The sequence below is a fragment of the Paraburkholderia sp. RAU2J genome (genome assembly GCF_003634845.1).
GTDB classification, from domain to species: domain Bacteria; phylum Pseudomonadota; class Gammaproteobacteria; order Burkholderiales; family Burkholderiaceae; genus Paraburkholderia; species Paraburkholderia fynbosensis.
Window position 1 is genome coordinate 291,210 of record NZ_RBXG01000002.1, and the last position, 21,740, is coordinate 312,949.

The window sequence follows — 21,740 nt, forward strand, 5'->3', positions numbered from 1 at the left end:
GACAATGCGGGCTAACCGGAAAGAGGAGAAACCATGCGCCTGCTACTGGTCGAAGATGACGACATGATCGCCGAAACCGTGCTGGGCGCGATGCGCCGGGCCGGCTACGCGACCGACTTGGCTGAAGACGGCCGTGCTGCGGAACTGTCGCTGGGCAACGGCGTTTACGACCTCGTGTTGCTCGATCTCGGCCTGCCGAAAAAAGACGGCATCGACGTGTTGAATTCCTACCGCACGCGTGGCGGCGCTGCTCCGGTCATCATTCTGACCGCGCGCGACGCGGTGGACGAGCGCATTCGCGGCCTCGACGCCGGCGCCGACGACTACCTGATCAAGCCTTTCGATCTCGACGAACTGGCCGCCCGCATACGTGCTTTGCTACGCCCGCGCACCGGCCAGAAGCAACCCATCTATGCGCACGGCGAGCTCACACTCGATCCCGTGGCACACGAAGTCACCGAACACGGGGTAGTGCTGCCGCTCTTGCCACGCGAGTTCGCGTTGCTGCAGGCGTTGATCGAAGTACCCACGCGCGTGTTCACCAGGGCCGAGCTCGAAGAGAAACTGTACGGCTGGGGCGAGGAGGTGGGCAGCAACACCATCGAAGTACATGTGCACAGCTTGCGGCGCAAGATCGGCACGGACCAGGTGGTGACCGTGCGCGGCGTGGGCTACCGTCTGAAGAGGTGCTGATGACCTCGATTCGCCGCTGGCTGCTGGGGTGGCTGATCTTCGGCATGGCGGCAGCCTCGGGCGTGGCCGGCTACGGCATTTTTCACACGGCGCGCGGAGAAGCCAGCGAGCTGTTCGACTACGAACTGCGTACGGTCGCGTTGTCGTTGCCGTCCAACCTGGCGGGCACGGAGGACGGTGAACACCGCAATCCGGATCTGGGCGATCTGGCCGACGACCGGATCGTCATCGAAATCTGGAACGTTAGAGGCGAGCTTGTCTATCACTCGACGGCGGCGCCGGTATTTTCGCGCCACGATGCGGGCTTCAGCACGGTGCAGCGCGGCGAATATCACTGGCGCGTGTTCGGGCTGGATCAGAAGGACCGTTATATCCAGGTCGCGCAGCCGATCTCCGTGCGCGAGGACCTCGCGCTGCACCTCGCTTTGCACACGCTATGGCCGCTCGGCGTGCTGGTGCCGGTGACGATTGTGCTGGTCCTGCTGGTGGTGGCGCGCGGGCTGGCGCCGATCGGAGGGCTGACGCGCGCGCTGTCGACCCGCTCGATCGATTCGCTGGAACCGCTGCGTCTGGACGGCACCGTGCCGGTCGAGGTCATGCCGCTGGTGAAAGCGCTCAACGATCTGCTGCAACGGCTGCGTACGGCGTCGCAGGCGCAGCGCACGTTCATCGCCGATGCAGCGCACGAGCTGCGCTCGCCGCTCGCCGCGCTGAAGCTGCAATTGCAGGCGGCTTCGCGCGACGGCTCATTAAAGAGCGAGGGGCCGACGCTTGAGCGGGTCGAGGGGCGCGTCAACCGGATCATTCACCTGGTGCAGCAATTGCTGACGTTGGCGCGTGAAGACGCACATCCGGTAACGTCGATGGTGCCGATGAGCTTGCGCCGGATTGGCGAGCAGGCGGTGGGAGATTTTTCACTGCTGGCGGAGACCAGGGACATTGACCTCGGCCTGGAGTGCGAGGGCGCCCGCACGGCTAACGATGGTTATACGGTGCTGGCCGAGCCGCACGGCATGAGTGTGCTGCTGGGCAACCTGATAAGCAACGCGATCCGGCATACGCCGCGCGGCGGTCGTGTCGATGTGATCCTTAAGCGCATCGACGAACGCGTCGGGTTCGATGTCGCCGATACCGGCTCGGGTATTCCGGAGGCTGAACTCGAACGCGTCTTCGACCGCTTCTATCGCGGGGAAGAGGCGCAAGGCGAGGGGAGTGGGCTCGGGCTCGCGATCGTGTCGCGGATAGCCGAGCGGCATCAATTGAGGCTTTCTGTGCGCAACAACGAAGGCCGGCCCGGCCTCTGCGTGGCGGTGTCCGGTCTGAAGGCGCTCGAGGTCGATGTGCCGGTGCCGGTCAGGAGTTGACTTCTGGGAGCCGATTTCGGTCAGCCAGCGGGAGCCGTTCCCGGCGGTCACGATCTCTTTAAACCCCGCGTGGTACGAATTGTGTATGAACGCCTGATCCACCCGTTGACGATCATTTCGACGTTGCCTTCGGTGCACATCGCGCATTGCTGGCGTTGATTCTGTGCGGCAAGGAACGGCCGATTGTCGGGATGATCCTGCTGATTGACAACGTAAAGAACAACGCAATCCTGGTGATCGGCTTCGCGTTTGCCGTCGCACGGCTATCACTGTCTGTCGCCGCGCGACGTGATCCGCAAAGTATGTGTGCTCTGTCCTTTGGTCCGTTCATGATGACGACTCTGGCGGCACTGATCAGTGTCCTGCCCTTCGCGCCCGATCATGGGGCGGATGCGGAACTGCGCGTGCAGTTGGGGATCTTGGTCGGCGGGCGGACCGATCGTGTCGCAGAATCTGACGTTGTCCACGACGCGGGCGGCGCGTCGATCGTTCGCTCGTCTCTCCCATTTGCTGGCGACGCAGTGTGGGAGGGCAGTATGGCCGAGCGTGAACTGGCGGTTTGGGTACCGGCCGCGTCGCCAGCGGCTTGTCAGCCGAGTAAGCGACGCAAGTATCCGGCTGTACCGGAACCGCCGCCAATCCAGCGCGGCAGTCCGGACCTTCAGGCGTACAACCCGCGACGCATTCAGACGCCCCTGGTGGCCGCCTCCCTGGCGAGCAGACGCTGCGCCTGCTGATCGCCCTTGCCTGCTTCCTGCGCGGTCTGAACTGAGGTCTCGCTTGCTTCGGCAAGCATGGCGTGCGCTGCGCTGCTGATATTGACGGTGTACGACGGCGTCGCGGTGCTGGCGTTCGATCCCGTACCGGACGAAACGCTCGTGTTCGAAGTCGGAGCCGTCGGTGCCGAGTTTGAGCTCGGCGCCGCAGACGAACCCGTTGTCTGCGCTGTGCTCTGACTGATAGTCCGAATGGACATCTGATTCTCCTGATAGGAAACGCGTGGACTGCGTTCTCTGTATCGGCCAGGATTCACAGCGCTTGAGAGGTATATTTTTTCCGTTTGATTCCGTTCTTAAGCATACCCTAAGACTTGGTAAAAGCCTGACTCTATCCTGGGTCTTTTAACTCATCGCACTTAAATCCGCTAAGGTTCGCTTAAGGGTTCCGTTGCGATTCTGGCGGGTCGCATGCGGTCGCGGCCAACGTTCACACCGGCCGCGGACTGTTCCCGGGAGTACTGGAGCTAACCAGATGGGTGTTTGTATGCCGGGATCGGCGTGGTCGAAATGGTTTCAAGGGATAGGTCGAGTTTGGCGAGTGGCTATCGTAGTCATCAGCCTTTCACTCTATCTGGTGCCAGGTATCGTAGGGCGTGAGCCATGGAAGCAGGACGAGCCCTACACTTTCGGCATAATCCAGCACATGACGAAGAGCGGAGACTGGATTGTTCCGACGAACGCCGGCGTGCCGTTCATGGAAAAGCCACCGCTCTTTTACTGGATCGCAACCGGCCTGATGAGGGCGAGTTCGGGGAGTTTGAGGCCCGCAGACGGGGCACGCCTTGCGACGCTCCTCTCGATGTTAATCACGTTTGCCGCAGTCGCGGCGACCGCCCGGGTAATTTCAGGCTGCGCCCGCTGGGGTTCCCGCGATGTGACCGGCGCCTTGCTGGTCCTGGCCGGGACTATCGGGCTCGTCAAGCACGCTCACGATCTGTTCACGGACGTCGGGCTGATGGGGGCCAGCGCCGTTGCGCTATACGCGCTGACAAAAATTGTCCTGATTGTCGATCATTCCAGCCCGGGGCGGGTTTGGGTAGCCGCGTCATTGCTGGGGGTCAGCACAGCAGCTACTTTCATGACAAAGGGTTTGCTGATGCCGGGCGTGCTTGGGTTGTCTGCATGTAGCGTCCCCACCCTGGTCCGTTCGTGCCGCTCACGCCGCTACATGGCGGCACTTCTGATCGCTGGGGGAGTCGCATTGCCGCTGATGCTCATCTGGCCGTGGCTGCTCGCCGAGCGTTCAACATCGCTCTTCGAGACATGGTTCTGGGACAACAACGTCGGACGATTCCTGGGATTTTCCGTACCTGAGCTTGGCTCCGACAATACGCTTTCGACACCGGTTAAAGCGGTATTTTTCTTCGCATTTCCTGTCGGTCCGCTCGCGTTGACGACAATAAGCCGAGTTGCCAGTTGGAGACAGTCTGGTTTGATCGTCGCGGCATTGGTCACCTGCACGGGGCTGGTAACGTTATGCCTGTCGGCGACAATGCGTGAGCTTTACCTATTGCCGCTTTTGCCGGCGCTAACGCCCCTAGCGGCCGACGCGCTGCCGCGCTTGCCTCTGGCCCTTCAACGCGCATGGGCGGGACTCGCCAGCATGGTGGCGGCCGTCTGTTTGTCCAGCGTCTGGACGGCATGGTGGATCATGCGGGGCCCAGTCGCGCAACATCACTGGCTGGCCCCGCTCCATCGGTGGCTGCCACTTGACTACGAACTGCCATCGCGACAGCCAGTTGCCGTCCTTACGGCGCTTGCGCTGACGATCGCGTGGATCGCAGCGCAGCGCCCGATTGCCCGAAGTGGGAGCTTGCGGGCTGCTGCCAGTTGGGCTGCAGCGCTCACGCTTGGTTGGGGGCTCGCGGCCACGCTCGTGCTACCGTGGATCGATGACGCCAAGAGCTATCGCGGCGTGTTCGAACGCGCCGCTCACGCAATGACGACGGTTATTCCATCTGGAGGATGCGTCATCTTGGACGGCTTCGGTGAATCTGAGGCGCCGATGTTCGAGTTTTATACGAAACGCAAGGTGGCCGGTGCAGGGATGCCCGATTCCGGGCGATGCTCAATTCTCGTGGTTCAGAGTCCCTCGGCGACGCCCCCGGCGCGACTCAACTGGACGTCGTTTTGGAGCGGATCGCGTCCGGGCGATAACCAGGAACATTTCTTTCTTTACCAGAAAACGGGCCCTCGGCCGAACGCAAGTTGATCAATTGGCAGACAGCGGCACAGACTTAACTTGCAGCGCTGCGGACTCGGACTTGCGGACGTAACACTGCCTGATCCAGCGGAAAGCCTCTGTCACTGTCGACGCGCGTTTGGCAATGCGCATCGGCGAAAGCGAAAGCCGAGCGGGACCGCGCAAGGTGTGTCGACGACCCCTTCCCGAACAATCCGGATTTTTCCTACATCCGCATTGTCGCCGCGTTGAACGGCGTGGGCAAACGCAAGTCGTTCTCGCGGTGGCAAGTGCTGCCGCAGCGAGCGCAGCCTGGAAAAAGATACGGATGATATGGTTTCCTTAATATCAGTATTGGTCGAAGAAAACCTTATTGTCGACGAGAGACCTTGGCGCACTCCGAGTTGATCGGGCTAAACGCAATATCGGCTCACACCTCCGGCAATGTATCTTCCGCGACTTGGACCCTGTCTTATCGGGGATCGCTGTGAGTCGCGCCCACCGCTGGTAACGATCCCGGGTTAATCTGCGTGCGGAGCGGGTCTCCGGGGTGAGGCCGGTCAGCTTGCGAAGTGCGCCTGGACACAAATTGGCCGATCTATCTGCGGTCATTTCACGGACGGGAGCGCCTTGGGAGCTTCTCGTTGACTTCCTCGAGAAAGCTCTTCGGCTCGAATCCGGCTTGCTGTCCGCGCGCAGCCACGATCACGGGTTCAGTGATGCGCGAAAAGATGCGTCGAAGCGGGGGCTGGCGCGGCGTGTTTGCCGGACTGCGAAGCACCACTGGTTTCGCTTCCCATACCGGAATCAGATCCGGGACGTGCGGCATTTCTGCTGGAAATGCGAGCTTCTGCCGCCTGGATGTCCGCCGGGTAAGTAGAGGTGTCGCGCTCTGCGGGATTGTATCCAGCATGCTCGATCTGAATGAGTTCGGAGCGGACTTGCGCGCGGGTGAGCGGAGCACTGGTTTGTTGGGCAAAAGCAACGACCGGGACGATCAGCGTAATGGCGGTGGTGAAGGTAAGAAGAGCAGATTTCATGATAGTTCCTCGTTTCCTGAATATGGATCTGGGCTATACGCCTAGTGACACGATCAATTCTAGAAGCGGCAACTTAGGGGACCCTTAACGAACGGAAAATGCCGCCCGCGCTGTGGGCTTTCGAAATCCATCCGGTTCAGCCTGGCTTAATCATGCAGTGCCATTATCGATTCAGAGCCAACCGACATGGGAGTACGAAATGAAGAAGGAATTCGGCATTGTCCTGGCCGTCGTCGGCGTACTTGCGACGAGCATTCCCGCCTATGCATTTACCGGCCAGGAATATGCCAGGGAAGCGAAGGTCAGCCTTGAGCAGGCGCGTGCGGCTGCGGTGAAGGCTCATCCCGGAAGGATCACCGATGAAGAGCTCGAGAAGGAAGCCGGAGGTAGCGGACTGCGTTATTCCTTCGATATCGCGTCGAAGCAGGGTACACAGGAGGTGGGTGTTGATGCGCAGACCGGAGCCGTTCTTGAGAACAGGGCGGAAGGCCCGAACCCGGACTGACCATCGGCGATCGAACTCGACATGAGGTGTATAGAAAGCTCATCACGACAACGCCGGAGTCCAAGATGCCGTCAAAGTTGTGCGTGGCTCGGGCATCGACAGGATTCGCGATTGGGTAACAGCGACTGCAACAATGGCGACCACCCCGGCTAATAGACGGCCAAACATCCGGCCACCCTGACCGAGCGTGCCGTTGTTGACGTTGAAGCCGTTTTCGAGCACGAAAATAGCCTTCAGGCCACCACCGAGATCTTCCGCGCCGCGCAGGCCGAACCGGCTACCGCTGATGTTGCCGCTTGCCAGTGCCACGCGTGCGCTCCCATGGCTGGGAGCGCCGTTCTGAACATTGTTCGTATACGCGATACCGGCATCGACCAAGCCGTACAGTGTCACGGATGTGATGGCACCGAAAGGTGGACACCGCTCGGACTGAGTGGCCGGGCAAGCGGCGACGACGAGCAAGTTAGTGCGTATGCAGTTCGCCTAATGCCGTCCCGTTGGAACTTCCATTGGTGCACAAGGGCGATCGGGCCACGAATATCAGAACCGATTCGCCGCCACGGTGGAGGTATGCCGCTAGGCCGGTTCCCGACGATTCGAGCTGGGGTTTATCGTCCGGGCATGTGCGTTGCGCCGGGCACGTTGGAATGTTTTCTGGCAGTTTCTCTGTTTGTTCGAATGCGTCAGGGGCTGACCGGTCAACCCGAATCTTGCGCGTGAGGTCCACATGAGATTGTCCACTCCTGGAATGACGGTAGGAGCAAGACGGTGCGGTGCCGCCGCGATGACGGCGTTGGCTTTTTCGGGCGCATATGCCGGCGGGATCGACCGCAAGGTCGCTCTGGATCAGAGCGGCATATGGAACCGCAACGTTCAGCTCGGACTTGAATATGCCGTGATCGCCACGACGGTGGGCGGATCTCTGTGGCTGGGGAACGACAACGAACTGGGCCATACCTTCTGGCAAACGGCCGACGCTACGGCGATATCGGCGGTCGCTGCGCAAGGCATGAAGTACGCATTCGGTCGCCAGCGGCCCAACGCGGGCCAGGGACCTAACCAATGGTTCAGCGGCGGACAGAGTTTTCCAAGTGGCGAGGTCACCCTTCAGGCGAGTTTCGTGACGCCGTTCATCGTCAACTATGGTCGGCGTGACCCGTGGGTGTGGGGACTGGAATTGTTGCCGCTCTACGATTCGATTGCACGCGTGAAAAGCCAGGCACATTGGCAGACTGACGTTCTCGCTGGCTGGGCACTCGGCACGGCGGTCGGATACCTGAGCACGACATGGCAGACACCCTTGTTCGTCCAGATTCTCCCGCACGGTTTTACAGTTGGCTTTGCGAAGCGGTTTTAGCCCGGGCTGTGAATCGGACGAGTGGTGTGCAAGTGAAGGTGCGGCCGCAAGTGGCTGTTATGGTCCTTGAAGCTGCCGGTTAGCCGACTCGTGTTCAGCCGTCCGTTGCGGGTCGCCGAACGAAACCGCTCGCGACTGGCCGAGATGGAATGGACACCGCCCTCCCTTGGGGGAGGGGGCATGATTGAGGGCCTCCAGAACCGAACGGCATCAATGTGCCAAAGTGGAGTTGCGACACAACCACTTGAAGAACGGAGGCCCCCAAATGAATGCTACGACATACGGACTGGATGTTGCAAAGCGGGTGTTCCAGTTGTACTGGGTCGACACCCAAACCGGCGAGATTGCGAACCGGCGGTTTGGCCGTGACGATCTGATCGCGTTTCTGGCTCAGCGTCCTGCCGGGCGTGTCGCTCTTGAAGCGTGCGGGAGCGCTCACTGGTGGGCACGTAAAATTCAGGCACTGGGACACGAGGTCGTGCTGTTGCATGCGCAGTTTATCCGGCCCTTTGTGCAAACGAACAAGACCGACGCGGCAGATGCGAAGGCGATATGGACCGCGGTTCAACAACCTGGAATGCGCACCGTCGCAGCGAAGACAGAAGATCAGCAAGCGATGCTGAGCTTGCACCGAATGCGTTCGCAGCTCATCAAGTTTCGAACAATGCAGGTGAACCAGCTCCGTGGGTTTCTCTACGAATTCGGCGTGACGTTTCGCACAGGACGTGCGGCAGGGCTTGCCGAGGTAAGGCAGCGCATGGCAGAACTGGAAGATACACTTCCCGCATCGATCATGCTTAATCTGCAAGACCAGTTACGACGCATCAACGCGTTCGAGGATGATATCGATCAACTTGAGGAGCGCATTGGTGCCTGGCAGAAACAGGAAGTGGCATGTCGCGCGATCTCCGACGTGCCCGGCATCGGCAGGCTAACCGCAACGGCCCTGGTAGCAACAATCGGAGACGCGAGGACCTTCAGATCAGGGCGTGAGTTCGCTGCGTTCCTCGGTCTTGTTCCGCGGCAAAGCGGTACGGGCGGGAAGATTCGACTGTGCTCCATTTCGAAGCGAGGCGATCCGTACCTGCGCACGCTGCTGATCCATGGAGCGCGCTCCGTCCTGTGCCACACGAAGGTACCAACAGCGTGGCAGAAAGGAATTCAGGAGCGACGACCCGCCAACGTGGTAGCCGTCGCTCTGGCGAGCAAGATGGCACGAACTGCCTGGGCCATACTGGCCCACAAGAGCAGTTACGAAGCGAATCACGTCAGCATAAGACCAGCTTGACTGTAAGAGGCTCTGAGACCTCGATGAACCGGTAGGTTGCTATGGTTGATTACTTGTGATGGCAAAACAGGTCGGACCGCAGGAACGCAAACCTGAACACACCCTTGTGCCTGAAGCACGCGGCCGAGATGAGGACGTTCCTGGCGCATTCCATCAGGGCTCGCGGCTTCGGCTCGCGTAAAGCCGGATATAAGACCGCAGCCGATACCTTGTTACGGCATCACATCAAGATCAACTTGGCAAACCGGGCGGTGTCCATATAAGGGTGTGTGAAAACGCATTGATCGCCTAAACTGAATCAACGTACTGAGACCGGGTGACTCATGAAGCGATTCGTTGAAGGCGATGACCGCAAGCAGGTCGCACTACTACCCGAATGCATAGATGACTACATCGGGCAGGACAATCCGGTCAGGGTCATCGATGCCTTCGTCGACGAACTGGACCTTGCGGAACTGGGCTTCAACGGTAGCACGCCCGCAGTCACGGGTCGCCCGTCGTACCACCCAGGCGTGATGCTCAAGATCTATATCTACGGTTATCTGAACCGGGTGCCGTCCAGCCGGCGGCTTGAGCGCGAATGCCAGCGCAATGTCGAGCTGATGTGGCTGACTGGACGTCTGGCACCAGACTTCAAGACGATCGCCGACTTTCGCCGCGACAACGGCCCGGCCATCCGCAACGTATGCCGTCGCTTCGTCGAACTGTGTCGCGGACTGAAGCTGCTATCGAGCGACATGGTGGCCATTGACGGCAGCAAGTTCAAGGCTGTGAACAGCCGTGACAGAAACTACACGGCTGGCAAGATCGACAAGCGTCAGCAGCAGATTGAGGAAAGCGTGCAGCGATATCTCGACATGATTGAAACCGCAGACCGGACCAGTCCGACAGGTTTCGATGTGAAGACCGTGCGCCTGTACGAGAAGATCGCGCTCCTGCGCCAGCGGATGCGTGAACTCGAGCAGATCAAACATCAGTTGAAGAATGAACCGGACGGACAGTTGTCGCTCACTGACCCGGATTCCCGCTCCATGACCAGCGGTGGCAAGAGAACCGGAACGGTCGGCTACAACGTCCAGACCGCCGTGGATACGAAGCATCATCTTATTGTCGAACACGAGGTGACGAATATCGGAGGCGATCATGGTCAACTCAGCAAGATGGCTCTGTCAGCAAAGAACGCGATGGGCAAGCCAAAGCTGAAAGTGCTGGCTGACCGGGGCTACTTCAGCGGTCCGGACATCCGCGCGTGCGAACTGGCAGGGATCATGGCGTATGTCCCGAAACCGCTCACCTCAGCGTCAAGGAAGAAAGGGCTCGTCACCAAACGCGACTTCATCTACATTGCAAGAAGCGATGAGTATCGATGTCCCGCCGGTGAGCGCGCAATTCTTCGATTCGAAACCGTCGAGAAAGACATGAATCTGCGCGTCTACTGGCCCAGCGCATGCCCGCGTTGCCATCTCAAGGAACGATGTTCGCCCAGCGACTATCGTCGCATCCGACGATGGGAACACGAACACGTACTGGAAGTTATGCAGCGTCGACTCGACCGGAAGCCCGATGCAATGACCATCCGAAGAAGCACTGTAGAACACGTCTTTGGCACGCTGAAGCATTGGATGGGCGCCACCCACTTCCTGACCCGGACGCTGGGACGGGTGAGCACCGAAATGAGCCTTCAGGTACTGGCCTACAACCTCAAGCGCGTCCTGAATATACTGGGCGTTGCCGGAATGATGAAGGCGATGAGGATGGCTACAAGCTGAGGCCCTGACGGGCTTCTTGCGGCCGCGATGTTCGATTAGCGCAAGCTCGACGCATCTAACTTGATCGATCCAACCGGCAACCTCGCCCTCAGCGGCAGAAATGCAGTTTCCACACGCCCTCGGCCGGGTTCGGCCACTGGTGTGACGCGCAATTCGACGTATAGCAAGGTGGATAAAAAGGGGCGTTATTGGGCTTGCGCCGATTCGGGATGCGCAGTGATCGTTGGTCCGCGGGGCTCTATCCGTTTGCTGCGATCGCCCCGGCACGCTTGCCGCGTTGACGTCGCGCAGCCTGCACGCAGTGCCATGGCTGACGCATCGCACGTATCGGGTCACTGATTGGCGTCGGGACGAGAACGCAATGGGCGAGGCGGGCGCCGCATCATGTTCGCCCAATGGGTCCGGTGGACTCGTCTTGGCCCGAAGGAAGCTTGACGCGCGAAACGAGCCAGGCTGCCAGCACGAACCACACCGCGGCGACGGCGAACGCCAGGACGTAGGCAGGCCCGGGTCCAGCGAATGCCTTGACCCACGACAGCATCCACCCGGTCGCGGCCGGGCCGAAGATCTGCGGCAGCACCATCGACACGTGCCAGATGCCCATATCCTTGCCAGCGGACGCGTTGTTCGGCAAAACCTGCAGCACGAGCGCCCAGTCTACGGACTGATAGGTGCCGTAGGCCGCACAGAAAACCAACGCGACCGGGATTACCAGTAGCAGGTTTGGATGCAGTGCTAGCAGAACATAGCCGATCGCGGTCCCCGCCATGATCCAACTGGCCAGGCGGACGACGGGGACGGCTCCGTGACGGTCGGCCAGCCGCGCGCCCAACAAGCTGGCCGGGATTGCCAGCACGATACCGACACCAAGCAACCCATTCAGGAGATGGGTCGGATGGCGAACACCTATCGCGTCCTGCAGGTAGTACAACATGAAGGTGAAGATCGACCAGATTCCCATGTTTCCGAACAGGCGGGTCACCAGCACCCAGTAGAAGTTCTGATGGATGCGCGGATCGAGATAGAACGAGCGAATGAATGCCAGGAGCTCGAAACGCTGGCGGGATCTGGCAGGCGCCGGTTCGCGTGAACCCCTGATCGTCAGCCAGAGGCAGAGCAACATGATTGCAATGAACGTGGCAACCGTCGGAGACAGGCGCCCGGGAGAATACAGCGCGACGAGTACTGCGTTGCCGGTGATGGTGCCGAGCACCGTCATCACGTTCAGCCATGCGCTCGCTCGGTTGGTTTCCTGTTTCGGCACAACATCGGGTACCAGCCCGGCGTACGGGCCCGCCGCCCAGTTCCACCAGAATTGAAGGTGCAGGAATGCTAGCGTGTAAAGCCAGATGCTGCCCCCGCGGTCGAAGGATGCGAGCCCTGCCAGGGCGACCGCGGTGCCGAATACGCCGGCGACGAGAAACGGGCGCCGACGTCCGTGTTTTGCCGAGCAACGGTCCGATAGCGCGCCAGCTAACGGCGATACGACCATAGCAATGAATGCGCCGGCCGCAATGACAGAGCCGGCCACACCTTCCTTCACCGCCGCATTGCGTCCGAGCAGTTCGGCAATCTGTGCCGGAATGAGCACCGGGACGACCGACATCCATTGAGAAAAGAGCGCAAACCACAGTGACGCAATCTGAAGGTGATCGAGCGTCGACAGGCGAGAGGTGGATAGTCTGGCCGACATATCCTGGTCGGAACTGGAAAGGGCCATGTTAGTCGTCCTTCGACGTCGCTCGGCGGTCCAACGCCGCCCGTGGGTCGCAGTTCCGGTCGCTGCTGCGTTCCCTGGGGTTCGCGCACGACGTCATTCGCGCGTCGTCTCACCTGCTGCTCCTGTTCAAGACTTCTTGCTTATCAGGACTGTTAAAAAATTAGGATACGGACGGAGCTTGGGCAAGCGAACGCGGCATGTCGTCAGAAACGGATTCTAGACCCTGGCCGCCCCCTTTCTCTGGGGTGACCAGGCGGCCTTTCGGATGATTACCACTGGTACGAAAGTAATTTCGTCAACTCGCGATGAGGACATCGGAGCGTCCGGTGAGCCCCGCTGGGCAAGGCTTTGGACGACGCGAAATGAAAGCGTCACTGGCGAGAGCCGGTCAGAGTGGCCTTCAATGACTTACCGTTGGGACACCAGATCGCTCCGCCGTGCGTGCCTTGCCGCTGCCGCGTCGCGCAGCGGCAACGTCTCAGAAGGAAGCAGGGCGCCACGGTCAGGATCCAGTGCCCGGCAGTTCCGCGGGCAGGGCGCGATAACCCCCGTTATCGCGGCCAGCGTGTGCTCGCCGCTGTTGCGGCATCCCGCGAAATGGCTCGAGCAGGCGCAGGAAACCACCGGCGCTGCCACTCGAAGCTGCGGCGCTTTGCGTTCGCGACCCGCGGCGAAGCCACCCGCTCCGCCACGATCCTGTTTGCCGGACACGTAAGCGTGCCCGCAGGACCGCCGCGGCGGGTCTTGGCGCGCGCCGCGACGGCACGCGGCAGCTGGCAGCACCGGCTAGTGCGGACGGGGCGAACGGCAAGACGGCGCACCCTGAGCCGCATCGGGGGACGGATCGGATTGCATGCGCCCGGGCTTCGAATTTCATCGACGCGGAAGCCGGCGGTTCCGCGAATGCGGCCGCTGCGCAGTTCGGTGCCACGCCTCCTTCACGAGGAGTCCGCGGGTTACTTCTGTGTTCAAGGCGAAGATTGTGCAGGTGAAAGTTGAAAGCCTCGGCCGGGTCGCCTTTAATGACACTATGGACCGTGACCTTTTAAGCGGTCACCGGTGGCCCCTCACCTCTCATGCTCCGCCTCTGGAGCGTCGGAGGGTGGCCGAGTGTTCCCTTGGCGCAAGGCAAGATAACGTCGACGCATTGCTCGGAACGGCACGTTTGCGGCGTAAGGCTTCAGGATGGCTTCCACGACAATTTTGGAGCGGCAAATTACCAGGATCCGCCGCGGACACCTCGGTTGTGGCGAGGGGGCTGATTACAAGCCGGGAGCGAGCGTCTGGGAAGACCGGCAGGCCAAGAGGGTGCACCGGGTGCCGTTCATGGGACGCGAAGCTCAACTCCCTCGCGATTGCCGCTTTGCCGCTTTTTTATGGGAGTGCTACCAGGACAATACAACCGATATCCGGGAATTCATGCCCTGTGATCACACTGACACTGTCGAAGTGGCACGGGTTATGAAGCTTCGCCATCCCCGAAACCGTGACGGCACCTACAAGGTTCTCAACACCGACCTGCTGGTCACCAAGCGCGAGGGGCGGAGACAGTGGGTCGAGGCCGTTTCCGTGCGATTGCAGGGGAGGCGTCCGCCTGCCGGTCAGCCGGAACTCAGGATTGTTGAGCAGTTCTGGAAGCAGCAAGGCGTGCCGTGGCGGTTACATCTGAATGATGGATTGAACACGAACTGGGCCAGGAACCTCGACTTCCTGTATGCGATTGCGCTGCGTCCTGTCCGTGCTGGCGAAGGCGCAGATAGCCCCGTGGTTCAGCGAGCTGTCATACGTGCACTGTCGAACGGAAAGCATACGTCGGTGCGAACGGCATGCGAGCGCGCGATGAAAGAGAAAGGGCTGCCTGTCCCATACGGACTTAACGCCTTTCATCTGATGCTGGCCGCGAAACACATACGTTTTGACGTCCATTGCCGCGACGTCGATCAGGAGCCCGTCTCAGCGCTGGTGATTGTGGACACGCGGCCCGTTCGCTTCACCTGAGGTGGTGCTTCTGGTGTTGAGTCATGCATGCGCGCTGGAACGACGCGCGTGAAACGCCGTCAGGAGTATCGCTACCAGTGTGGTTGGCTCCCCGAAACATTGGCCACGCGATGAAGGTTACGGCGCCTGATCCGTCCATAGACCCTGTATTCAATCATAGGGTGCAAATATGCCATCGAAGGTTCGGATTCCTGCCCCGATATACGTCAATCGCGTGTATCAAGACCTCGCTAACGACCTTCTCTATCGCGTGGTGCACACAGGGTACGGTCAGCCCAATACCTATCTCGTCCGGCTGGACAGCTCGCGTTTGGTCATCCGTTCGATTCCAACTGACGAATTCAAGCCATTGGTTGGCCTGAATGCGACCGCCACTGGCGGCTTCGTGCTTGAAGACGATCCATATGCAGACCTGGGTTGCGGTCTCAGAACCACACCGGCACATGCGCAGCAAAGCGAAACGAACTACGGATACATCAAAGATCTTGTCAATCGGGATAGCCAGAAAGGGCGGCATCAATTCGTGCAGTTGCTGAAAGCCGGGGCGGCACGCGCACGGATTATTGATGAGCATGCGGAAAACCAGAAAGTGCAGCCGAAAACTATCCGCACATACTTTCGGCTTTGGCTTCAGCGAGGTATGACACCCCGGGCCGTAATTAGTGGCTATCCGAATTCGGGTCGATCCAACCGGCCGGCAGCCACACGCCGTGAATACCAGAATCACCCTGGACGCCGCGCAGAGATTCGTCGACCGCAAACGTTGATGCCTTCCGAATCTCGTGACCGATTGTTCCGCTGGATGGCTGACCTCTACTACACTCACGGCCAAGCTGTATGGGATGCCGGACTGCCTGAAGATCCGAAACCGCGAACGGCAGGGAAGGCCAAAAATACGAGGCCAAGCGGCCGAGGGAGGGCACAACGCTCAGTTCACACAAACCGAAAACGCGGCAAACGGGGCTGGAATCGCGGCTCCCGGGATCGCCCTACGGCAGAGAACGTGGTAGATCGGGCCAACTATCTGTTGCGATGTGAACGGCTCATCAAAAACGCGAAGGGGGAAGCCACAGCCGTCGAATTGCGAGAGCACTCAGCTATTTCCGTCGAGCAGTTTCGTCACTACCTCAGGGATTGTGACGGCGGGCGTCGAAAACGTCACAGCATGGGGGAGGCCCAGTTTCGTTCGCAAGGGCGTACTCCACGAGGACATGCTTTGCAGCATTGTCGCGGTCCCGGCCACGTGTTCATGATCGACGCGACAATCGCTGACGTTTATCTGGTCTCATGTTTCGACCGGACGCTGGTAGTGGGGCGGCCAACGGTGTATTTCGTCGTTGACTTGTGGAGCCGCATGATCGTTGGACTCCAAGTCAGTTTTCGGCCCCCGTCTTTCGAAGGCGCTGCGCTCGCACTGGAAAATATGGTCAGTCCGAAGGACGAATTCTGTGCACAGTACGGGTTCACCATAACTGTGGAAGACTGGCCCTGCGAGCATCTGCCGGCCCGCTTTCACTGCGACCGCGGATGTGAATACAAGCAGTCGCTCCCCTGGAAGCATATCGGTAAAGTCTTTGCTGTCGGGATTGACAACAGTGCGGCGTTCGAGCCATTCTGGCGCGGAGTGATCGAGCGCCGGTTCGGGATTATTCCGCTGATAGCGCAGCGTCATGGATATGGCATTGTGGAAGCGTATCGTGATGCGCCGCGGAACTTCAACTGCGCGGTTGACGCGTTGTGGACCCGCTCGGAATTTATCCGGGAACTGCTCAGGGCAATCCACCTGTACCACCGTACACCTATTTCAGGCGAGATCTATACACCGGAGGAGATGGTGACGGGAGGTACGCCTAATACGCCGCTGGAACGCTGGAATTGGGGGGTGAACCGTTCGCTCGCGATGCTTCAGGCCTGCGCCGTCGATGACATCAGACATGCAGTACTGTTTGAGACGGAAGCAACGGTCACGTCTTCCGGATTGCGGGTGAACAACGCGGACTACAACCCGGAAACGGCGACGGAGCGCTACGCGACAACATATGGAAAGGCCTCTAAACAGAAAGTGGGCATTCTCTACAATCCGGACGAGATGAGTCAGATAGATCTATCCCCCCGCAATGAGTTCCCGCAATTCGCTAACCTCGCAGGCACAAATCGCCATGATCTCCACGGTGCTACGACCACCGAATGGGAACAGTTCTGCAAGCTGAAACGGAAGAGTGCGGGTCAGGCTCGTCAGGATAATGAGGGCATGAGAATGCTACATGCTCTGAACTCTAACGCAGACAGGCACCGGGCCATGCAGCAACAGGACGCGGCCTTGAAGGTAGCGGGCAGGAAGCGCCCTGACGCCACGCGTGTCAAGGATGCCAAAAAGGTCGAGGCAACTCTGGAGCGAACGTTACCTGCAGTGCCAAAAGCCGAAAATAATGGTAGAGCAGCGAGTGTAAGTGCAGCGGCGCGCCTGCAGCAGCTAACCGATATCAGCGGCTCGCGACTGCTGAGTGACCCTGGTGGACGTCGGACGCGACGGTGAAGGAGCGCAGGCATGGCCAGGATGACAGCCGCTGAAAGAAAAAAGGCACAAGAGGAACTGGTGAAACAGGTTCCCCTCAACGTCGTTGGCGATCCAATCCTTGCCCATTGTGATGTAAGAGTCAAGGCCATATATCGAAAATCAGCAAGCGAGCTGCCAGAGTTTGCAAAAAATTGGCTGGTCCTTGCACTTCCAGCTTTCAATCGAGCCGCGATTCTTGACGCGATGGTGAGTGGCTTCAAGGTAAAACACCCAAAATCAAGCCGCCGCCTCACAAAGTCGCAGCGCATGATAGCCTTGGGCAGAATCTCTCGCGTCTGGGTAATGCTTCCGGTTCACATCCAGCTTCTGGATTGGCTCTATGTGGCATTGCGGTCGCGATACCACGGTTTCCGCTCTTCCGTTGAGATCAAACGGGAATTGCAGGCGTCCTACGCCGAGATCCAACGCGGCAGATTCCGACTCCTGGGTTTTCCACGGGAGAGTCATTCCGAGTGCTTGCCGGTATTCGCGTTGTCGGGCGTTGGCAAGACCACTGCTGTCAAGATGGTCCTCAGTACATTGCCTATGATCATAGAACACGACCGGCTGCCGGGCACATCGGTAGGAATCGCCCAGGCGGTCTGGGTGTTCGTGAGTTGTCCACATAACGGAAGTGTGATTACCCTTCTTCAGGGGATTGTGCATTGGTTCGATCTTTATCTAAATACCCGGTATTGCGATGAGGTGGCCTCAGCAGCCGGTTCAGGTGTCTGGATCCAAAAAGTCATTATGGTTCTATCTCGGCACTACACCGGCGTGCTGATTATTGACGAGATTCACAATGCCCTGAAAGCGGCCAATCGCACAGAGCTGATCGACTTCCTGACTACGCTGTTTAACGCGCGTTGCTGCGCCTTCATCTGTCTTGGCTGCCCCGAGGCGGAAAATCAGCTGAAAAACATATGGACGCTACGGAGGGTTAGCAGCGGCGGCGAGTTGCCGATGACACCTTTCCAGCCTGGAGAGCTCTGGGATCGTTTCGCAAATGCCCTCATCGCAATCGATCTCCAGCTGCGGCCTTTCAAGGACCCGGTCGCGATACGCGCTACGCTTTGCGATCTCAGTGCAGGTATGCCTGCGATCGCCAAGCTGGTCTGGCGTCTGTCACAGTACGAAGGAATCTTTCTTGAGGACCTGGACCCGAAGGATTCCGGCTTTGTCGTGGGCCAGATCACACCTGACCTGATGAGCATGGCTGCTGCACGTGGTCTGGGTCTTGTGGAAGGTATGCTGACGGCAATCAAAAACCGGGATTACAAGAAAATAGCTGAGCTGACGGAGATGGCGATGGATAAGGTGAGTGCATATCTCGCACAGTCGGAAACCGGCGTAGAGGCCCAACGTGCCCTTGATGAAGCCGAGGCCCGGGTTTTGCGATATGCCGAAGTGGCGGACGCTTTGATAGATCTGCACATACCAAAAATCGAAGCGGAACAGTATGCACGGGACGTCACTGACGGCGATGAGAACAGCTCCGTCGCTCAACTGATCCGGCGCGCAATCGCCATGTATGAGAAATCCACGGGAAAGCAGGATTCAGAAGAGGCAATCGTCGCGAAGCGCACAACGCCAGTGCGTAAATCGCCGACGCTGGCGAACAGATCACCCAAGGCTGCCCCTGCGAAGGCGGCGCGCGATGGACGGAAAACTAGCCCCAGGCATAAAAACGCCGCCTCAAAAAAATAATATGAGCGTTTATCTGAACGAGGGTGCCCCCGATGAACCTTTGTTCAGTATGGTGGCCAGCTACGGAAAGCAGATGCTGGTCACCGACTGGAAGATGTTTGTTTCCGGCCTGTTCGGTTACGGTGCGCGGTTCAATACTGGATTGGCCTATAACCTGAATGAAGTTGCACAGCAGACGCGCGTATCGCTGGGAATGTCAGCCATGGAGATAGCCGAGAGGCTTACGCTGTTTCCATATTACGCGAGGTTCTGCTCCAGGTCGTTAAGGAGGCGATTGCTGAGCCGGATAATGAAATGGTCCTCAAGGCATCAACGAGGAGATGTGCAGAAGCTGATACAACGGCCTCACGTCATCAGATTCTGCCGTTCATGTGCTAGCGAAGACCGCAGTAGTGGCAGGGTAGCGACCTGGAAAAGATTCCATCAGCTCCCGGGAGTTCTTGTGTGCCCGCATCACGGCGTGTGGCTCCTCGAATGTCCTGTGAATGTCCAACCCTATTCCGCATGGCCGACATTAACCGATGTAAAGCAAGCCGTCCGCGTTGAGCTAGATGTCTCTGAATCGCAACACATCGCGATCAGGCGTGTCGGCGATCTGTCTGTCAGTTTGCTCTGCGATATTGGAAGCGACGCGTCGCCGCCGGGTGAGGGAGGATGGTTGGAGGTTGCCCGTAGCTGCGGATACGCGCGGGGAAAAAACACGCTGGAATCCGCGCTGGTCTGTGAGAATCTGATTGATACGTTCGGAGAGAGCTATCTCTCTCGATGCGATCTACTGCCTTCGGGACGACAGAACTGGGTGGTTGGCCGCGTTCTTGGTCAGCAGAGTGCTGCCGCGGCCTTGCCTGAGGTCTTGCTCCGGGTATTTTTCGAGACCCGGCGATGGGCCAGCGATGAACACTGGCCGGTCTGTCCGAGCCGCTATGCTGCGCACGGCGCTGCTCATCCAGCTGAAATCCGAACCAGAAGTCACGGAAAGCTTTTCTGCTATTGCCGGTGCGGCATGTCGTTTGTCAAAAACTTGCGAGACGGTGACACCGACCCGGTAATTTCAGTGTACGGTGAGCCCTATGCGGCTGAGGCTCTACGGCTGACAAATTGCGGACTTTCAGGAGCGGAAATCGCGCGTAGGCTCGGGGTATCCGAAACCACCGCTCGCAATTTGACACGCCGCTCGCAGCGTTACGCAAGGTATTCGGTCGAAGCGACTGCTGCGCGCGCCACGCGCGACTGGAAAGCAGCGGTTAGATCCGCTGGCACCGTGAGCGTTGTTCAGAAAGAACGCGATGGTCTATATCGCCGCGTTCGCCGATTTGATCCGGAAGCGCTCGAAAGCACGCGGGGGCGGGTCCGGTCGAAGTGAAGCTGAAGGGCGATCCAGCCCGCTCCAGGATGCAGTGACGGCCATGGGTCATCTCCGCTGCCCGTTACAACCGAACCTTCGGTTTGGTCGTTGAAGGGATGTCGAGAATTTCTTGACGATGGACGAGTTTCGGCGCCAGGGGACTGGCTGCGAAAGGTTACTGCTGACTGGGGCTTCGTGATGACAATCTTTCTAGCCGAACCATTGCTCGACGAACCGCTATCTGGTTGTGCGGCCCGGTACATGTCGGTTATGAATGCCCGGCCAGCATCGGTGATGCAACACCTGTTCGGTTATCGTGCCCATCCGAGTAGTCTTGCCTTCGGTCTTTCACAGGTAGAAAGGGTAACCCGGGACTGCTGGGGCCTGTCAGCGCGAGAGATAGCCGAACAAAGAACAAATTACCCGTATTTCGCTGCGCTGCTTGCTCCGTCGCAAGCGAATAGTCTATTTGAGAAGATGCTCTCCCCAGTTAACCGGGGGCAAGCCCCAGTCGTGCATCGTGAGCGCGGCGCGGCTCGTCGTCTTCGTTATTGTAAGGCCTGCTTTCGCGAGGATCTACAGAACGACGTTCCCAGACATTGGAGGCGGGTGCATCAACTGCCCGGCGTTTGTGTTTGTCCATGGCACGGCGGCATGTTGTGGCAGGCTCTCAACCCTACGTTTTTTCGGGAAGGCTATATCCTACCGCAAGATCTAGTAGAGCTAGGGTCCTCGCAACTCAGCATTAAAGTGTCGGATACGCAACTGCACGCCTGTCATCAAATCGCTCGTCTTTCCTATGGGCTGCTGACAAACAAGGTCTCGGTCAACGCTGGCTCCTTCTGGGAGCAGGTCGTGAAATTCGCCAACGGAAAGACTCTGGCTGCGATCGAGTTGTCTGCTCTACGTGATTTGCAAATCGCAATGCACAGCTATTTGGGTTCTGGTTTCCTGCAGTGGGTCGGAGTGCCAGACCGCCATGACCCTAATATACGGCGATGGCTCTGTGGAAGTAGAAATACCAATTCGATATTGCCGGTTATGATAGTTCTCCTGGCTGCATGTTGCGATGCGATGACCGGAGGGCACGCCAGCACAGGCAGTTTAATAGCAGCTAGGAGGCCGCCACCGGTCATCTATTGCGTGAACGTCGGCGCCGCCCACGGCACTAGTCATCCTGTGGACGCCATTAGGCGGCGAGGTGATAGCTATGTGGCTCGGTGCAACTGCGGCGCGCATTTCAAGTTTTCCAGATGGTCTGGACATGATGCTATCGATGCGCGACCTTGCAAACCTGGAGGAAGAGCAGGAGGAGGTAGACATCGTTCATCTCTAGGGCAAACAGTACTCGCGCTACGCGCACAAGGAAAGACCCGCCGGGAAATTGCCGTGTCTCTCAAACTCGATATGAAAACCGTGGGAAATCTCGCTCGCAT

15 protein-coding genes and 2 pseudogenes are annotated in these 21,740 nt (G+C 59.1%); 14 read left to right on the forward strand and 3 right to left on the reverse strand.

What is annotated here, in order from left to right; all coding sequences use genetic code 11:
• The first annotated feature begins 33 nt into the window (after positions 1-33).
• The 5 genes and pseudogenes from B0G69_RS18835 (at position 34) to B0G69_RS18850 (ending at position 5,048) form a co-directional block, all read left to right on the forward strand.
• The gene (locus B0G69_RS18835) at positions 34-693 is read left to right on the forward strand and encodes a response regulator (protein ID WP_121319979.1); all 660 of its coding nucleotides are present in this window, start codon (positions 34-36) and stop codon (positions 691-693) included.
• Positions 693-2,057 (forward strand): ATP-binding protein, encoded by a 1,365-nt coding sequence (locus B0G69_RS18840; RefSeq protein WP_121319981.1) that lies wholly within the window; start codon positions 693-695, stop codon positions 2,055-2,057. The genes B0G69_RS18835 and B0G69_RS18840 overlap by 1 nt, the downstream gene beginning before the upstream one ends.
• A 143-nt stretch (positions 2,058-2,200) precedes the next feature.
• Positions 2,201-2,794, forward strand: a pseudogene (locus tag B0G69_RS18845) (efflux RND transporter permease subunit); the annotation flags it as partial.
• Between the two features lie 57 nt (positions 2,795-2,851).
• Complete coding sequence (locus B0G69_RS41035; RefSeq protein ID WP_158608953.1) at positions 2,852-3,013, forward strand: hypothetical protein; 162 nt, start codon at positions 2,852-2,854, stop codon at positions 3,011-3,013.
• Positions 3,014-3,374: 361 nt separating this feature from the next.
• Entirely contained in the window at positions 3,375-5,048 is a 1,674-nt protein-coding gene (locus tag B0G69_RS18850; RefSeq protein ID WP_121319985.1) for a glycosyl transferase, read from the forward strand.
• Positions 5,049-5,731: 683 nt separating this feature from the next.
• On the opposite strand, the gene B0G69_RS18855 is transcribed toward B0G69_RS18850, so the two are convergent.
• Positions 5,732-6,058 carry a DUF4148 domain-containing protein gene (locus tag B0G69_RS18855; protein WP_121319987.1) on the reverse strand — a complete coding sequence of 109 codons (327 nt, stop codon included), beginning with the start codon at positions 6,056-6,058 and terminating at the stop codon, positions 5,732-5,734.
• 199 nt (positions 6,059-6,257) lie between these two features.
• Between B0G69_RS18855 and B0G69_RS18860 the strand changes: the two genes are divergently transcribed.
• Complete coding sequence (locus B0G69_RS18860; protein WP_121319989.1) at positions 6,258-6,563, forward strand: PepSY domain-containing protein; 306 nt, start codon at positions 6,258-6,260, stop codon at positions 6,561-6,563.
• Positions 6,564-6,698: 135 nt separating this feature from the next.
• Here B0G69_RS18860 and B0G69_RS18865 read toward each other — a convergent pair.
• Positions 6,699-7,025, reverse strand: a pseudogene (locus tag B0G69_RS18865) (porin); the annotation flags it as partial.
• Positions 7,026-7,347: 322 nt separating this feature from the next.
• Here B0G69_RS18865 and B0G69_RS18870 point away from each other — a divergent pair.
• From B0G69_RS18870 to B0G69_RS18880, 3 genes are all read left to right on the forward strand, one after another.
• The gene (locus B0G69_RS18870; RefSeq protein WP_018422420.1) at positions 7,348-7,920 is read left to right on the forward strand and encodes a phosphatase PAP2 family protein; all 573 of its coding nucleotides are present in this window, start codon (positions 7,348-7,350) and stop codon (positions 7,918-7,920) included.
• 265 nt (positions 7,921-8,185) lie between these two features.
• Positions 8,186-9,208 (forward strand): IS110 family transposase, encoded by a 1,023-nt coding sequence (locus B0G69_RS18875; RefSeq protein WP_121319991.1) that lies wholly within the window; start codon positions 8,186-8,188, stop codon positions 9,206-9,208.
• Between the two features lie 323 nt (positions 9,209-9,531).
• Positions 9,532-10,977: an IS1182 family transposase gene (locus B0G69_RS18880; protein WP_121319993.1), complete on the forward strand. Its 1,446-nt coding sequence runs from the start codon at positions 9,532-9,534 to the stop codon at positions 10,975-10,977.
• Between the two features lie 382 nt (positions 10,978-11,359).
• Here B0G69_RS18880 and B0G69_RS18885 read toward each other — a convergent pair whose 3' ends face one another.
• Entirely contained in the window at positions 11,360-12,697 is a 1,338-nt protein-coding gene (locus B0G69_RS18885; protein WP_121319995.1) for an MFS transporter, read from the reverse strand.
• Positions 12,698-13,882: 1,185 nt separating this feature from the next.
• Here B0G69_RS18885 and B0G69_RS18890 point away from each other — a divergent pair.
• The 5 genes from B0G69_RS18890 to B0G69_RS42770 all read left to right on the forward strand — a co-directional run bounded on the left by B0G69_RS18890 (position 13,883) and on the right by B0G69_RS42770 (position 21,640).
• Positions 13,883-14,695, forward strand: coding sequence for a TnsA endonuclease N-terminal domain-containing protein (locus B0G69_RS18890; RefSeq protein ID WP_121319997.1), 813 nt, complete (start codon positions 13,883-13,885; stop codon positions 14,693-14,695).
• A 214-nt stretch (positions 14,696-14,909) separates the two neighbouring features.
• Positions 14,910-17,231, forward strand: a complete 2,322-nt coding sequence (locus tag B0G69_RS18895) for a DDE-type integrase/transposase/recombinase (protein WP_158608954.1) — start codon at positions 14,910-14,912, stop codon at positions 17,229-17,231.
• Positions 17,232-17,243: 12 nt separating this feature from the next.
• Entirely contained in the window at positions 17,244-18,959 is a 1,716-nt protein-coding gene (locus B0G69_RS18900; protein WP_121320001.1) for an ATP-binding protein, read from the forward strand.
• Positions 18,910-20,322 carry a TnsD family Tn7-like transposition protein gene (locus B0G69_RS18905; protein ID WP_158608955.1) on the forward strand — a complete coding sequence of 471 codons (1,413 nt, stop codon included), beginning with the start codon at positions 18,910-18,912 and terminating at the stop codon, positions 20,320-20,322. The genes B0G69_RS18900 and B0G69_RS18905 overlap by 50 nt, the downstream gene beginning before the upstream one ends.
• Positions 20,323-21,514: 1,192 nt before the next feature.
• Positions 21,515-21,640, forward strand: coding sequence for a hypothetical protein (locus B0G69_RS42770; RefSeq protein ID WP_277873551.1), 126 nt, complete (start codon positions 21,515-21,517; stop codon positions 21,638-21,640).
• The last annotated feature ends 100 nt before the right edge of the window (positions 21,641-21,740 follow it).